Source organism: Roseateles sp. 22389, from assembly GCF_052044995.1.
In the GTDB taxonomy this organism is placed as follows: Bacteria; Pseudomonadota; Gammaproteobacteria; order Burkholderiales; family Burkholderiaceae_C; genus Roseateles.
The window spans coordinates 89,742-102,908 of sequence record NZ_JBQEOF010000009.1; the positions used below are offsets into that span (position 1 = coordinate 89,742).

At 69.5% G+C, this 13,167-nt stretch carries 10 protein-coding genes; 4 read left to right on the forward strand and 6 right to left on the reverse strand.

The annotated features are described in order from the left end of the window. Nucleotides 1–236 precede the first annotated feature (236 nt). The 3 genes from ACTJKJ_RS14200 (at nucleotide 237) to ACTJKJ_RS14210 (ending at nucleotide 3,477) form a co-directional block, all read left to right on the forward strand. Nucleotides 237–2,534, forward strand: coding sequence for an NADP-dependent malic enzyme (locus tag ACTJKJ_RS14200; RefSeq protein ID WP_147240454.1), 2,298 nt, complete (start codon nucleotides 237–239; stop codon nucleotides 2,532–2,534). Nucleotides 2,535–2,881: 347 nt separating this feature from the next. Continuing rightward, nucleotides 2,882–3,313 (forward strand): barstar family protein, encoded by a 432-nt coding sequence (locus tag ACTJKJ_RS14205; RefSeq protein WP_091730726.1) that lies wholly within the window; start codon nucleotides 2,882–2,884, stop codon nucleotides 3,311–3,313. A 41-nt stretch (nucleotides 3,314–3,354) separates the two neighbouring features. Next, entirely contained in the window at nucleotides 3,355–3,477 is a 123-nt protein-coding gene (locus ACTJKJ_RS14210) for a hypothetical protein (RefSeq protein WP_255488907.1), read from the forward strand. Nucleotides 3,478–3,570: 93 nt separating this feature from the next. Here ACTJKJ_RS14210 and rsmA read toward each other — a convergent pair whose 3' ends face one another. The 3 genes from rsmA to ACTJKJ_RS14225 are packed head-to-tail and all read right to left on the reverse strand — an operon-like array spanning nucleotide 3,571 to nucleotide 8,176. Next, nucleotides 3,571–4,344, reverse strand: a complete 774-nt coding sequence (rsmA, locus tag ACTJKJ_RS14215; protein ID WP_440820856.1) for a 16S rRNA (adenine(1518)-N(6)/adenine(1519)-N(6))-dimethyltransferase RsmA — start codon at nucleotides 4,342–4,344, stop codon at nucleotides 3,571–3,573. Nucleotides 4,345–4,362: 18 nt separating this feature from the next. Then, the gene (locus ACTJKJ_RS14220) at nucleotides 4,363–5,751 is read right to left on the reverse strand and encodes a peptidylprolyl isomerase (protein ID WP_440820857.1); all 1,389 of its coding nucleotides are present in this window, start codon (nucleotides 5,749–5,751) and stop codon (nucleotides 4,363–4,365) included. Between the two features lie 10 nt (nucleotides 5,752–5,761). After that, nucleotides 5,762–8,176 carry an LPS-assembly protein LptD gene (locus tag ACTJKJ_RS14225; RefSeq protein WP_440820858.1) on the reverse strand — a complete coding sequence of 805 codons (2,415 nt, stop codon included), beginning with the start codon at nucleotides 8,174–8,176 and terminating at the stop codon, nucleotides 5,762–5,764. 203 nt (nucleotides 8,177–8,379) lie between these two features. Between ACTJKJ_RS14225 and ACTJKJ_RS14230 the strand changes: the two genes are divergently transcribed. Continuing rightward, entirely contained in the window at nucleotides 8,380–9,519 is a 1,140-nt protein-coding gene (locus ACTJKJ_RS14230) for an aminoglycoside phosphotransferase family protein (RefSeq protein WP_440820859.1), read from the forward strand. Here the strand turns inward: ACTJKJ_RS14230 and ACTJKJ_RS14235 are convergent, their stop codons facing one another. From ACTJKJ_RS14235 to ACTJKJ_RS14245, 3 genes are all read right to left on the reverse strand, one after another. Continuing rightward, on the reverse strand, nucleotides 9,520–10,566 hold the full coding sequence (locus ACTJKJ_RS14235; protein ID WP_091730706.1) for a LysR family transcriptional regulator: 1,047 nt from the start codon (nucleotides 10,564–10,566) through the stop codon (nucleotides 9,520–9,522). It lies immediately after the preceding gene. A 141-nt stretch (nucleotides 10,567–10,707) separates the two neighbouring features. Next, on the reverse strand, nucleotides 10,708–12,183 hold the full coding sequence (locus tag ACTJKJ_RS14240) for a M20 family metallopeptidase (protein ID WP_440820860.1): 1,476 nt from the start codon (nucleotides 12,181–12,183) through the stop codon (nucleotides 10,708–10,710). Between the two features lie 92 nt (nucleotides 12,184–12,275). Then, nucleotides 12,276–13,124, reverse strand: coding sequence for an alpha/beta hydrolase (locus ACTJKJ_RS14245; RefSeq protein ID WP_091730700.1), 849 nt, complete (start codon nucleotides 13,122–13,124; stop codon nucleotides 12,276–12,278). Nucleotides 13,125–13,167: the final 43 nt, after the last annotated feature.

Genomic DNA, 13,167 nt, shown 5'->3' on the forward strand with positions numbered 1-13,167 from the left:
TCTGGAATGCCTTGAAAGGACCTTGAAAGCCAGGTCCGGACGAGGGCCTCGCGCGCGTGCGGGGCAGGCAGTATGGCGCTCGCGCGGGCGCTCCGGATGCGCAGTTTCGCGTATGCCCCTGCGGCCCGGGCGACATGCAGCATACGCATAGTCCGCACTGTCGCCGCCGGGTCGGACTCCTACAATCGCCGACCCGGCCCACGACGGCGGACCGGTTTCAACCAGAAGAGTCCCCCATGTCCACGTCCGAAGAAAAACGCGCTCAGCTGCGCCAGGCCGCTCTCGAATATCACGAGTTCCCGACCCCCGGGAAGATCGCCATCGCCGCCACCAAGCAGCTGATCAACCAGCGTGACCTGGCGCTGGCCTACTCGCCGGGCGTGGCCGCCGCGTGCGAGGAAATCGTCGCCGACCCGGCCAACGCCTTCCGCTACACCTCGCGCGGCAACCTGGTGGCCGTGATCTCCAACGGCACCGCCGTGCTCGGCCTGGGCGACATCGGCCCGCTGGCCTCCAAGCCGGTGATGGAAGGCAAGGGCGTCCTGTTCAAGAAATTCGCCGGCATCGACGTCTTCGACCTCGAGATCGACGAGAAGCACGACCTGGACAAGCTGGTCGACGTGATCGCGGCGCTCGAGCCGACCTTCGGCGGCATCAACCTCGAGGACATCAAGGCGCCGGACTGCTTCTACGTCGAGCGCGAACTGCGCAAGCGGATGAAGATCCCCGTCTTCCACGACGACCAGCACGGCACCGCCATCGTCGTGGCCGCCGGCCTGCTCAACGGGCTGAAGGTCGCGGGCAAGGACATCCGCTCGGTCAAGCTGGTCACCTCGGGCGCCGGCGCCGCCGCCCTCGCCTGCCTGAACCTGCTGGTCAAGCTCGGCCTGCCGCGCGAGAACATCTGGGTGACCGACCTGGCCGGCGTCGTCTACGAAGGCCGCGCCGAACTGATGGACCCGGACAAGGCCGTGTACTCGCAGAAGACCGAGCTGCGCAGCCTGCGCGAGGTCATCGCTGGCGCGGACGTGTTCCTGGGCCTGTCGGCCGGCGGCGTGCTCAAGCAGGACATGGTCGCGTCGATGGCGGCCAAGCCCATCATCTTCGCGCTGGCCAATCCGAATCCGGAGATCCAGCCCGAGGACGTGCACGCGATCCGCGACGACGCGCTGATGGCCACCGGCCGCACCGACTATCCGAACCAGGTCAACAACGTCCTGTGCTTCCCCTACATCTTCCGCGGGGCCCTGGACTGCGGCGCGACCACCATCAATGACGAGATGGAGATCGCCGCCGTCCACGCGATCGCCGAGCTGGCGCAGGCCGAGCAGAGCGAGGTCGTCGCCGCCGCCTATGCCGGCGCCAACCTCAGCTTCGGCCCCGAGTACCTGATCCCCAAGCCCTTCGACCCGCGCCTGATGATGAAGATCGCCCCGGCCGTCGCGAAGGCGGCCGAGGCCTCCGGCGTGGCGCTGCGTCCGATCCAGGACATGCCGGCCTACCTGGAGAAGCTGCAGAGCTTCGTCTACGCCTCCGGCACGACGATGAAGCCGATCTTCCAGATCGCGAAGAAGGCGCAGCACAAGCGCGTCGCCTACGCGGAGGGCGAAGAGGAGCGCGTGCTGCGCGCGGTGCAGGTGGTCGTCGACGAGGGCATCGCCCGCCCGACGCTGATCGGTCGCCCGCAGGTCATCGCCCAGCGCTGCGAACGCTTCGGCCTGCGCCTGCAGGAAGGCCGCGATTACGACGTGGTGAACACCGAGTTCGACCACCGCTATCGCGACTACTGGCAGACCTACCTCGCGATGACCGAGCGCAAGGGCGTCACGCAGCAGCTCGCCAAGATCGAGATGCGCCGCCGCCTCACGCTGATCGGCGCCATGATGCTGCACAAGGGCGAGGTCGACGGGATGCTCTGCGGCACCTGGAGCAACACCGCGATGCACCTGCAGTACATCGACCAGGTCATCGGCAAGCGGCCCGGCGTCAAGAACTTCGCCTGCATGAACGGCCTGATCCTGCCGGGCCGTCAGGTCATGCTGGTCGACACCCACGTCAACTACGACCCGACCGCCGAGCAGATCGCCGAGATCACCGTGATGGCGGCCGAGGAAATGATGCGCTTCGGCCTGCGCCCGAAGGCGGCGCTGCTGTCGCACAGCAATTTCGGCTCGAGCAACTGCCCGTCCGCGGTCAAGATGCGCGACGCGCTGGCGCTGATCAAGGACAACGCGCCCTGGCTGGAAGCCGACGGCGAAATGCACGGCGATGCCGCGCTGGACCCGCATTACCGCGAGCAGCTGGTCTCCAACAGCACCCTGACCGGCGAGGCCAACCTGCTGGTCATGCCCAACATCGACGCGGCCAACATCAGCTACAACCTGCTGAAGACGGCGGCTGGCGGCGGCATCGCCATCGGGCCGGTCCTGCTCGGCGCGGCCAAGCCGGTCCACGTGCTGACCCCGTCGGCGACCGTTCGCCGCATCGTGAACATGACGGCGCTGACCGTCGCGGACGCGAACGCGGCTCGCTGAGCGAGCGGCGATTCCGGGGCCGGACAGGCCCTGGTATCGCTCATCCAAGCCGCTGGAGGGCCTTTAATCCCGACCTCCAGTCCGGCCTATAGAAAAAGTTTGTAGTGGCTCACCAGTCAATTTCCACTGGATGACTGCTCACGTTTGTGGGTGTTTGGGCGAATGTGTGCGCATGCTAACAATGCCGCTTTTTAAGGCATTGTGGTAGCCCCCGGCTTGAGCATTCGAGGCCGTTTCTGTACCATCTTGGTTTCAGAGTTCAGGGTTAACCCTCGCTGGCTCAGCCCTCCCCCACCGACGATCACAGGCCCCGCGGGCGCTGTTCCGGTGCACGGCCCCACCCAGACATGAGCTCGGATACCCCATCTAGGAGGAACGCGACAATGCTTTTGCAGACAGTCCGTCCCAACATCGTGCAGGCGATCAGAGCCTACCGGGTCGAGGACTTGATGCAGGCCGCGCAGGACGCCGGCCAACATTTCCTGTACGCCAACCTGTCTCCGGCCGAGACCAAACAGGACGTGCTGGAACTGATTGCCAGCAACTTCCTGTTCCCGGCGCACTTCGGCAAGAACATGGAAGCGCTGTACGACTGCATGACCAACCTGGTCCACAAGTCGGGCACGCAACCAGGGTTCGTCGTGGTGTTGGACCAGTTGCCCGATCACGCGAAATTCGATCGGGAGGCACGCGAGCAGTTGCTCGATGTCTTCCGCGAGGCGGCCGACTTCTGGGCCGAGCGGAAGATCTCCTTCAGGTGTTTCTATTCTTTTCAGTAGCCCGCTCCCAAGAATCAGGGTCATGGGAGCGGGCGACTGAGGTGGCCCCCGAAGCGAAGCCGGTGCTCAAGAGCACCAAGACCAATCCGAACCCCAACTTCGGCATGAACATGCCGATGATGTGCAGCGCGTTCGATACGTCGATGTGGCTCAGCGCCGCTTGATGGACTGAGGCGCCGGTTCTGCGCACAAGGCCTTCCGGCGACGGAAGGCCTTTTTCATTGGGCGTCGCCGGCCTTGCGCGCGCTGGCAGCCGCTCAGCCCTGGACCGCCTGCGCCAGCGCGACGAACTCGGCCACCGGCACTTCCTCGGCACGGCGCTGCAGGTCGAAGGTCCCGCCGAAGCCGCGCGCCTCCAGCCACTTCCCCAGCGAGTGCCGCAGCAACTTGCGGCGCTGGGAGAACGCCGAGGCCACCAGCTCGCCGAGCAGCGCCTCGTCGATGCGGGCGGGCGCCGACAGCGGCACCATGCGCACGATCGCCGAATCGACCCGCGGCGGCGGATCGAAGGCTTCCGGCGGCACGTCGAACAGCGCCTCGACGTCATACCGCCATTGCAGCATCACGCTCAGCCGGCCGTAGTCCTTGCCGCCGGGCCCGGCGGCCATGCGGTCGACGACCTCCTTCTGCAGCATGAAGGTCTGGTCCACCACATGGTCCACGACGCCGAGCAGATGGAAGAGGATCGGCGAAGAGATGTTGTAGGGCAGGTTCCCGACGATCTTCAGCTTGCGGCCCCGTTCCGCGGCCAGCGCCGCGAAGTCCACCTTCAGCACGTCGGACTCGATGACGGTCACATCGCCGCGCTTGCGCATGCGCGCGGCCAGGTCACGGTCCAGCTCGATCACAGTGAGCGGCTGGCTCGAGGCCGGCAGCCGCTGCAGCAGCGGCAGCGTCATGGCGCCCAGCCCGGGACCGATCTCGACCATCGCCTGGTCCTCGCCCGGGCCGATGGCGTCGATGATGCCGTCGATGATGGCCTTGTCGGTCAGGAAGTGCTGGCCGAAGCGCTTGCGCGCGACATGTCCCATGAACTCAGTCCCGGCCGCTCAGTCCAGCCACTCGCGCGTCTCGATGAAGGCGCGGGCGCGCATTTCCTTCATCCAGTCGTTGTACGCGTCATCGTACTTGCGCTCGCGCAGCGCGTTGCGCGCCTGTTCGCGCAGCTGCTTGTTGTCGAGCACCACATCGCGGCGCTCCATCACCTGGATCAGGTGGATACCGAAGCGCGACGGCACCGGGTCCGAGATGCCCTTGAGCGGCAGCGCATCCATGGCCTGCTCGAACTCGGGCACGAAACCGCCCGGCGACACCCAGCCCAGGTCGCCGCCTTCCTGCGCGCTGCCGTCTTCCGAGTTGGCTCTGGCCAGTTGCTCGAAGGTGGCGCGGCCGGACTCGATCGCGCGCTTGAACTCCACCAGCCGGCGCGTGGCCTGCTCCGGCGTCAGCTGCTCGGACGGGCGCAGCAGGATGTGACGCGCGCGCGTCTGCACGACCACGTTGATCGAGGCCTTGCCGGTCTGGCGCTCGATCAGCTTCATCACATGGAACCCGGCCTCGGAGCGCAGCAGCTCGGGACGCACCTCGCCGGGCTGCAGGTCCTTGACCGCATCGACGAAGACGTCCGGCAGCTTGTCCGCCCCTCGTAGGCCGATCTCGCCGCCGCGGTTCTTGTTGGCGTCTTCTGACACCTCGCGGGCGACCTTGGCGAAGTCCTCGCCGGCCTTCACCCGCGCCAGCGCGGATTCGGCGCGCGCCTTGCGCTCGGCCAGCACGACCGGGCCGGCGCCTTCGGGCACCGGCACCAGGATCTGCGCCACGTTCAGCTGCGCGCGGCCCTGCAACGCGGCCTGGCGCTCGTCCAGATACTTGTCGATGTCGCCGTCGGTGACACGGATGCGGCCCTGCACCTCGCGTTCGCGCACGCGCTCGCTCAGCATCTGGTCGCGCAGGTTCTCGCGGAAGCGCTTGAAGTCGATGCCTTCGGCGGCCAGGCGCTGGCGGAGTTCCGGCATCGTCAGCTTGTTCTGCGTGGCCACGTTCGCCACGACCCGGTCCAGCTCCGGCTCGTCGACCCGGGGACCGTTCTCGCGCGCGTAGGTGACGACCACGCGCTCGTCGATCAGGCTGTCCAGGGCCTGCTTGTGCAGCAGCTCGTTGGTCACGTTCTGGCCGCGCTGGCGGGCTTCCTCGCGCATGCGCTCGGTGCGCTGGATCACTTCCGACGCCGCCACGATGTCGGTGTTGACGATCGCCGCGATGTAGTCACCCGGCTTGAGCTGGCGCTGTTCGACGACCGGGCGGTTGGGCGTCGCGGCGGCCGCCGATGCGGCCGAAGCGGCCGGGGCGGCCGGCCGCGTCTGCGCCGAGGATGCCGAGCCGGCCAGGGCGGCGGTCAGGGACAGGAGCGTGGCCGCCACAGGCTTGAGATGTCGCATCGAACGCAGTTCAGTCATAAGTGCCAAAAGCCGACCGCTCGGAGCTGAGCGACCGGTAACCCGGAATATTGTCTCTCAACACCTTCAGGGCATTGGAGCCCAGCGGCGACAGGCCGACCAGCTCCAGCTGCAGGATCAGCCGGGTATTGGTTTCCGCGCGGCCGGTGGCCTGGCGCTCGGCACCGACACGCAGGATCCAGCAGCCCGAGTCGTATTCCGCGCCGATGACGGAATCGGTGAAGCGCTTGTCGCGCATGCTGTACTGCAGGCGGCCCGCGCCGTACCAGGCGCCGGCGCAGCCCGGTCCGCCCGCCACCGACTTGCGGTCCGGTCCGAACAGCGGCCACTGCCAGGCCAGCTCGACCTGCTCGCTCTGGCCGCGCGCCAGCCGGTAGGACGCGCTGACGGTGCGGAACGGCCCCGGCGAATAGCGCAGCCGCAGCACCGTCCGCTCGACCTTGCCGTCGGACGAGTTCAGCTGCAGCGTGCTGTCGGTCCACCACGCCTGGTTCAGGTGGGCCGAGGCCAGCAGCACCACGTCCGAGAGGCGGTGCGTCTGCGGCGTGCCGTCCGGCGTGATGCGCTGGTTGCGGAACAGGTAGCGCTGGACCATGCCCAGGCGCAGCTGTTCCTCGCCCTTCTCGTCCTCGATCCAGCGCGTGGTGGCGCCGAAGGCCAGCATGTTGGCGTCGTTGACGCGGTCCACGCCGGAGAACTGGTTCTCCGCGAAGACCGAATCGAAGTTGTAGTCGCGCGGCGCGGCGTCGAAGTTGGGGATCAGGCTCTGGTCCCGGTACGGCGTGTTCACGTACAGCAGGCGCGGCTCGAGCGTCTGGCGCATCGCCTGGCCGAACAGCGAGGTGTTGCGCTCCAGGATCCAGCCGTGGTCGACGCTGAAGGTCGGGATGGTGCGGCCGATCGAGCGCCGGCCGGTGGCGTCGATGGGCTGGTCCAGGTTGTAGCTGGCCGAATTGACCGACAGCTTGGGAATCAGCCACCAGGCCGCGCCGCTGAAGGGCAGGCTGACGTGACCCAGCAGGTGCATGCGCTCGCCGGTCTGGGTCTGCGAACTCAGCGCGCCGCCGGGCAGGTCGAAGCGGTTGTACTCGACCTCCAGCCCGCCTTCCAGGCGCGCGCGACGGCCGGTGGGCAGGTAGCCGGCCAGCACCGATTCATCGGCGCCGGTCTGCAGCCGCACGCCGATCTGCGGCGAGCGCTGGTAGGGCGACGCGAACTGGTCCTCCACCTGCGCGACCTGCAGCGGTTGCCACTTCTGCACCCGCGCGTAGGTTTGCATCTCACCCCAGTTGAAGCTGAAGTCGCGCTGCGTGCGCAGGTCCGTCGACAGCAGGCGCGGCGTCTGGGACAGCATGCGGCTGCGCAGGTCCTTCCAGTAGTCGTCGTCGGAGACGCGCTCGGTGTGGACGTTGTAGGTCCAGTTGGGCGTGATGTCGCCGTCACCGTTCAGGCGCAGGTCCCAGCGCGAGCGGCCGGTCACGCGGTCGTGCGGCAGCAGCGCGTAGTCGATCTGGCCACGATGGCCGGGCTCCAGGTAGCGGAACTGGCTGTCCACGCCGGGGCCGCGCCGCGTCATGACGAAGGGCGTGATGGTCGCGTCGCGGTTGGGCGCGATGCTCCAGTAGAAGGGCTGGCTGTACTCGACGCCGCTGCGGTTGTCGATGTTGACGTTGGGCGGCAGCAGGCCGGACTTGGGCTGGTCGCCGAGCGGGAAGCTCAGCGACGGCGCCGCCAGGATGGGCACACCCAGGAAGCGCACCACCGCGTCCTTGGCCACGCCCTCGCCCGCGTCGAAGTCCAGGTTCAGGCTGCTGGTGACCAGCTCCCAGTCGCGCTGGCCCTTCTTGCCGGCCTTGGCGTCCTGCAGGTCCTGCTCGCCCTTGTCCGACACCGGGCAGGTCGAGTAGGTCGCCTCGTCGGCGCGCATGCGCTGGTCGCCGAGGAAGTGCAAGGCCTTGGCGCTGCCGCTGCCGCCGGTGGCGGCGAAGAAGTAGGTCGGGCTCTCGAGCTGGCCTTCGAACTTGTCGACGAACAGCTCCAGCTTGGGGCCACGCAGCACCGCGCCGTTCTGGCTGAGTTCCACCTCGCCCTCGGCGGTGGCCAGGTCCTGCGGGTAGTCGTAGCGCAGCGTGTTCGACTTCAGCAGCATGCCGCCGTAGCGCAGCTGGACGTCGCCCTCGGCGGTCGAGGTCTGGTCCATCTCGCTGGTGATGCGGTCGGCGCTGAGCGCCATCGCGGGCCGGGCGTCCTTGCGCTTGGTCTGGTGCAGCTGCTTGACCGACTTGAGGATCAAGGGCTGGCCGGCGGACTCCTGCGCCTGCGCCGTAGACACGGAGACCGCGGGCAGCGCGACCGCCAGGGCGGCGGCCAGGGAGATCGGACGGGGTCGGGAAACCGGAGGGCGCATCAGGCGGGCAGCGTCTTGCAGAGGTCAGGCGGCCGCGCGTCGGTCGCGCCGCGCTGCCCGGGGTTTGTAGAATCATTATCCACGAGGCTCGCCGGCCGGCAGGACCGCCGAAGCGCCTTGTCACCGTCCTCCGGGGCCGCTCGCGCAGCGGCCCTTCTGCTTCCCGCCCCTGCCTCGCCGGCCCTGCGCCCGCGCCCTTGCCGATGACCGCTTCCGCCCCGACCGCCGTGCCCTGGCCCGACGCCGACCGCGCCGCCCGTTTCCACGCCTGGATCGCGCCGCTGGTCGAGCCGCTGGGCCTGCGGCTCGAGACGCTCGCCGTCGCCAGCAGCGACGCCGGCTTCCGCCGCTACCTGCGCGTGGCGACGAGCACCGGCGGCACGCTGGTCGTCATGGACGATCCCGCGACGCCGAATCAGCTCGCCGCCTTCCTGCAGGTCGGCGCGCTGATGGCCGAACGCGGCCTGCATGTGCCGCGGGTGGTGGCCCACGATGTCGCGCAGGGATTCGCGGTGATGGAGGACCTGGGCCGCCAGTCCTACATCGCGGCGCTGCTCGAGGCGCAGCGCGCGGGCGACGAGGCGCTGCCGCGGCAGCTGATGCGCGACGCCACCCAGGCGCTGCTGCGCTGGCAGACCAGCGCCTCGGCCCGCGCCGAGGGCGCGCTGCCGGTTTTCGACGACGCCTTCGTGCGCCGGGAGCTGCAGATCTTCGTCGACTGGTGCGTCCAGGCCCACCACGGCAAGCAGTGGAACGACAAACAGCAGGGCTACTGGGATCGGACGGTCGCCCTGCTCGCCGCCAACATCGCCGCCCAGCCGCGCGTGCCGATGCACCGCGACTACATGCCGCGCAACCTGATGGTCTGCCCGCCGAGCGACGGCACCGGCGCCGGCGCCTTCGCATCGCCCGGCATCCTGGACTTCCAGGACGCGGTGATGGGGCCGGTCACCTACGACATCGCCTCGCTGCTGCGAGACGCCTTCATCTCCTGGGACGAGGCCGAGGAGCTCGACTGGGCGGTGCGCTACTGGGAAGGCGCCCGGCGCGCGGGGCTGTTCGGCCTGGATCCCGGCGGCGAGGACCCGCATGAGATGGCGCTGGACTTCGGCCTGTTCTGGCGGCGCCTGGAATGGACGGTGCTGCAGCGACAGCTGAAGATCATGGGCATCTTCTGCCGGCTCAAGCACCGCGACGGCAAGCCGCATTACGCCGAGGACCTGCCCCGCTTCTATGCCTACGTGGTCAAGACGGCGACCCGCTACGTCGAGCTGTCGCCGCTGCTGCGCCTGATCGAGGACCTGCAGCCGCAGTACACCCAGACCGGCTTCAGCCTGCGCTGATCAGTCGCCGTCGGCAGGCGCCGACGCCGATGCCGCCGACGCCTTGGCGGCCCTGGCCTCGCGGGCGGCCTGGAGCGCGAGGAGCTCCTGGGCCGCCAGGTAGCTGGGGCAGCCCGCGGCGGCCAGCCACGGATCCTCGTCGCGGCCGCCGAAGATCTCGACCAGGAAATCCATGAACGCGCGGGTGCGCGCCGGGACGAACTTGCGCGTCGGCATCGCCGCCCACAGCTGGTAGCTGTAGATGCGCCATTGCGACAGCACGCGCTCGAGCGCGCCCTCCATCAGCGCGTCGCCGACGACGAAGGACGGCAGCCCCGCGATGCCCAGCCCATGCAGCGCGCAGGCGTACTTGGTGTCCACCGACGAGGTCGTCATCACCGGGCGCGACGGGATCGCGAAGAAGCTCTCGGCCGTGAGGCCGTCGGCGCCGCAGCGCTCGAAGGTCACGCCGCGCGACAGCTCATGGATGGGCGGCAGCATGATGTCGTGCTGCTTGAGCTCGGACGGATGCTGCGGCCGGCCGCGCCGCGCGAGGTACTCCGGCGAGGCGCACATGATCACTTCCGTGCGCGCCAGCTTGCGGGCGATGAAGTCGCCCTGCAGCGGGCTGCGCGTCGAGATGACGGTGATGTCGAAGCTCTCGTCCAGCGTGTCCACCGGCCCGGGAGCGACAAGCTCGACGCTGACCAGCGGGTACATCGCATGGAAGCGGGCCATGTGGCGCGCCAGCTGGTGGATCGCGATCGCCGGCGGCATCAGCACGCGCAGGCTGCCGCGCGGCTCGTTGGTGGCGGCGGAGGCCAGCGCCTCGGCTTCCTCGATGTCGCTGAGGATGCGGCGGCAGCGTTCCAGGTAGCCCTCGCCGACATCGGTCAGCGACAGCCGCCGGGTCGTGCGGTTGAGCAGCCGCGCGCCGAGGTGCTCCTCGAGGTCGGCCACCAGCCGCGTGACCACGGCCGGCGCCAGGTCCATGGCCCGCGCCGCGCCGGCGAGGCTGCCCTCGTCGATCACGCGGGTGAAGACCCGCATCGCCTTGACCTGATCCATCCCGTCTCCTCCGGGCGACTGCCGCGGGGTTCCCGCGTCGGTCGCCTCTCTATGACTTCGCGATGCGCCGGAGACCGGCCTCAGGGTGCGCGACGGCCGGGCCGCCGCGCCGGGGGAAGCGCCTCGGCGCCCCGTCCGTCGTCAGGGGTGCGCGGCGATCACCTGCGCCACCGCGGCGGTCAGGCGCTTGCCGTAGGGCACGTGCAGGAACTCGTTGGGGCCGTGGGCGTTGCTCTTGGGGCCCAGCACGCCGCAGACCATCATCTGCGCGGCGGGGAAGCCCTTCTGCAGCATGCTCATCAGCGGGATGGTGCCGCCCTGGCCGATGTAGCCGACCGGCTGGCCGAAGTGGGCCTGGCTGGCCTCGTCCAGCGCCTGGCTCAGCCACGGCGACAGCTCCGGCGTGTTCCAGCCGGTGGCGCCATAGGCGCCGGCGCGGCCATCCGGCACGAAGCTGACCTTGGCGTTGTAGGGCGCGTTGTCCTCGAGCAGCGCCTTGAGCTTGAGCGCGGCCTCGTTGCCGTCGATCAGCGGCGGCAGGCGCAGCGACAGCTTGAACGCGGTGTACGGGCGCAGCACGTTGCCGGCGCTCTTGAGCTCGGGGAAGCCGTCCACGCCGGTGACCGACAGCGTCGGGCGCCAGGTGCGGTTGAGCAGCACCTCGACCGGATCCTGCGTCACCGGCAGCACCGGGCCGCCGTCCGCGCCGCAGGCCCAGGGCAGGCGCTTGTAGACCTCTTCCTTCAGGATCGCGGCGGTGGCCTGCGCCTGCTCGTGGCGCACGCCGGGGATCTCGCAGTGGAAGGACTCGGGCAGCAGGCGGCCGGTCCTGGAATCCTCCAGCCGGTCCAGCACCTGGCGCAGGATGCGGAAGGACGAGGGCACCACGCCGGACGCGTCGCCGGAGTGGATGCCCTCGGTCAGCACCTCGACCTTCAGCACGCCGGAGACCATGCCGCGCAGCGAGGTGGTCATCCAGAGGCGGTCGTAGTCGCCCGCGCCGGAGTCCAGGCAGACCACCAGCGAGACATTGCCCAGCCGCGGCTTGAGCAGGTCGATGTAGGCCGGCAGGTCGTAGGAGCCCGATTCCTCGCAGGCCTCGATCAGGCCGACGCAGCGCGGGCGCGGCACGCCCTGCTGGTCCAGCGCCAGCAACGCGGTGATCGACGCGTAGATCGCGTAGCCGTCGTCGGCGCCGCCGCGGCCGTAGAGCTTGCCGTCTTCGTACTTGGGCGTCCACGGGCCCAGGTCGGCGCGCCAGCCGTTGAACTCGGGCTGCTTGTCCAGGTGGCCGTACAGGACGACGGTGTCGGCGCTGTCGGCCTTGGTCGCCGGCAGCTCGAAGAAGATGACCGGCGTGCGGCCTTCCTGGCGGATGACCTCCAGCTTCAGGCCGGGGATCTTTTTGCTTTCCACCCACTGGGCGGCGTCGCGGACGACGCGGTCGATGTAGCCGTTGGCCTGCCAGTCGGCATCGAACATCGGGCTCTTGGCCGGGATGGCGATGTAGTCGGTCAGCGCGGGGACGATCTCCTGGTCCCACACCTTCTCGGCGAAGGCGCCCAGGGCGCTGATTTCATCGGCTTGCAGCGGCAACGACGGGTCACGTGCGTTCATGCGGGTCTCCTGCGCGGCCGGTCGGGCCGCCGTGGCTGGGTCCGGGGTCGCGGTCGCGGCCGGTCCGGGCGGAAGGGGTGAATCGGGCGATTCTAGGAGCGTGCGCCCAGCCAGGCGCGCAGCCGGGCGAAGACCTGCTCGCGCTCAGGTTCGTTGAAGATCTCGTGCGCCAGGCCCGGGAAGGGGACGGCCTGCACCGCGCCGCCCGCGGCGGCGGCCGCGGCGAAGGCGGCGCTGCCCGCCGGGGCCACGCAGCGGTCGGCGCCGGCCCACATCAGCAGCGTCGGCGTGGTCCAGCGCGGCACCAGCGGCAGGGTGTCGGGACCGAAGCTGGCGATCATCCGGGCCAGCGTCGGGGTGATGCGGTCGTGGACCAGCGGATCGTCCTTGTAGGCCTGGACGACCTCCGGACTGCGCGAGACCCACGACGGATTCAGGCCGTTGCCGACGGCCAGGTGCGGCACCAGCGGCAGCGTGGCGCCCAGCAGGCCGCGCTGGAACGCCGACAGGCCGGGGTCGAGCGCCGGGGAGCTGAGGATCAGCCCGTCGACCGGGCGCGACCAGGGCGCCTGCTCGAGCGCGCCGGCGACGAAGCGGGCCGCGACGGCGCCACCCATCGAATGGCCCAGCAGGATCAGCGGGCCGCGTCCCTTGCGGTCGTCGGCGCGCAGGCCGTCGATCGCGGCGGCCAGATCGCGCAGCAGGCTGTCGTGGGCGGGGATGTCGCCGCGCGGTCCGCCGGAGGCGCCGTGGCCGCGCTGGTCGTAGCCGGCGGCATGCCAGCCCCAGTCATTCAGGCGCCCGGCGACAGCCTCGTAGCGCCCGATGTGCTCGCCCAGGCCGTGGACGATCAGCACGGTGCCGCGGGTGGGCAGCGACAGGTCGGCGCCCCATTCCCGCCAGTGCAGCGGGAGGCCGTCATGGCCGGTCAGAGTCTTCATGGGGCCGGAGTGTAGGATCGCCCGCGCCCAGTCTTCCCGCCGG

Bases quoted from the DNA above. Each gene is read 5' to 3' on its own strand.
- ACTJKJ_RS14225 (WP_440820858.1), bottom strand. From the start codon at position 8,176: ATGCGCCCTCCGGTTTCCCGACCCCGTCCGATCTCCCTGGCCGCCGCC.
- ACTJKJ_RS14230 (WP_440820859.1), top strand. From the start codon at position 8,380: ATGACCGCTTCCGCCCCGACCGCCGTGCCCTGGCCCGACGCCGACCGC.
- ACTJKJ_RS14240 (WP_440820860.1), bottom strand. From the start codon at position 12,183: ATGAACGCACGTGACCCGTCGTTGCCGCTGCAAGCCGATGAAATCAGC.
- rsmA (WP_440820856.1), bottom strand. From the start codon at position 4,344: ATGGGACATGTCGCGCGCAAGCGCTTCGGCCAGCACTTCCTGACCGAC.
- ACTJKJ_RS14220 (WP_440820857.1), bottom strand. From the start codon at position 5,751: ATGCGACATCTCAAGCCTGTGGCGGCCACGCTCCTGTCCCTGACCGCC.
- ACTJKJ_RS14245 (WP_091730700.1), bottom strand. From the start codon at position 13,124: ATGAAGACTCTGACCGGCCATGACGGCCTCCCGCTGCACTGGCGGGAA.
- ACTJKJ_RS14205 (WP_091730726.1), top strand. From the start codon at position 2,882: ATGAGCTCGGATACCCCATCTAGGAGGAACGCGACAATGCTTTTGCAG.
- ACTJKJ_RS14235 (WP_091730706.1), bottom strand. From the start codon at position 10,566: ATGGATCAGGTCAAGGCGATGCGGGTCTTCACCCGCGTGATCGACGAG.
- ACTJKJ_RS14200 (WP_147240454.1), top strand. From the start codon at position 237: ATGTCCACGTCCGAAGAAAAACGCGCTCAGCTGCGCCAGGCCGCTCTC.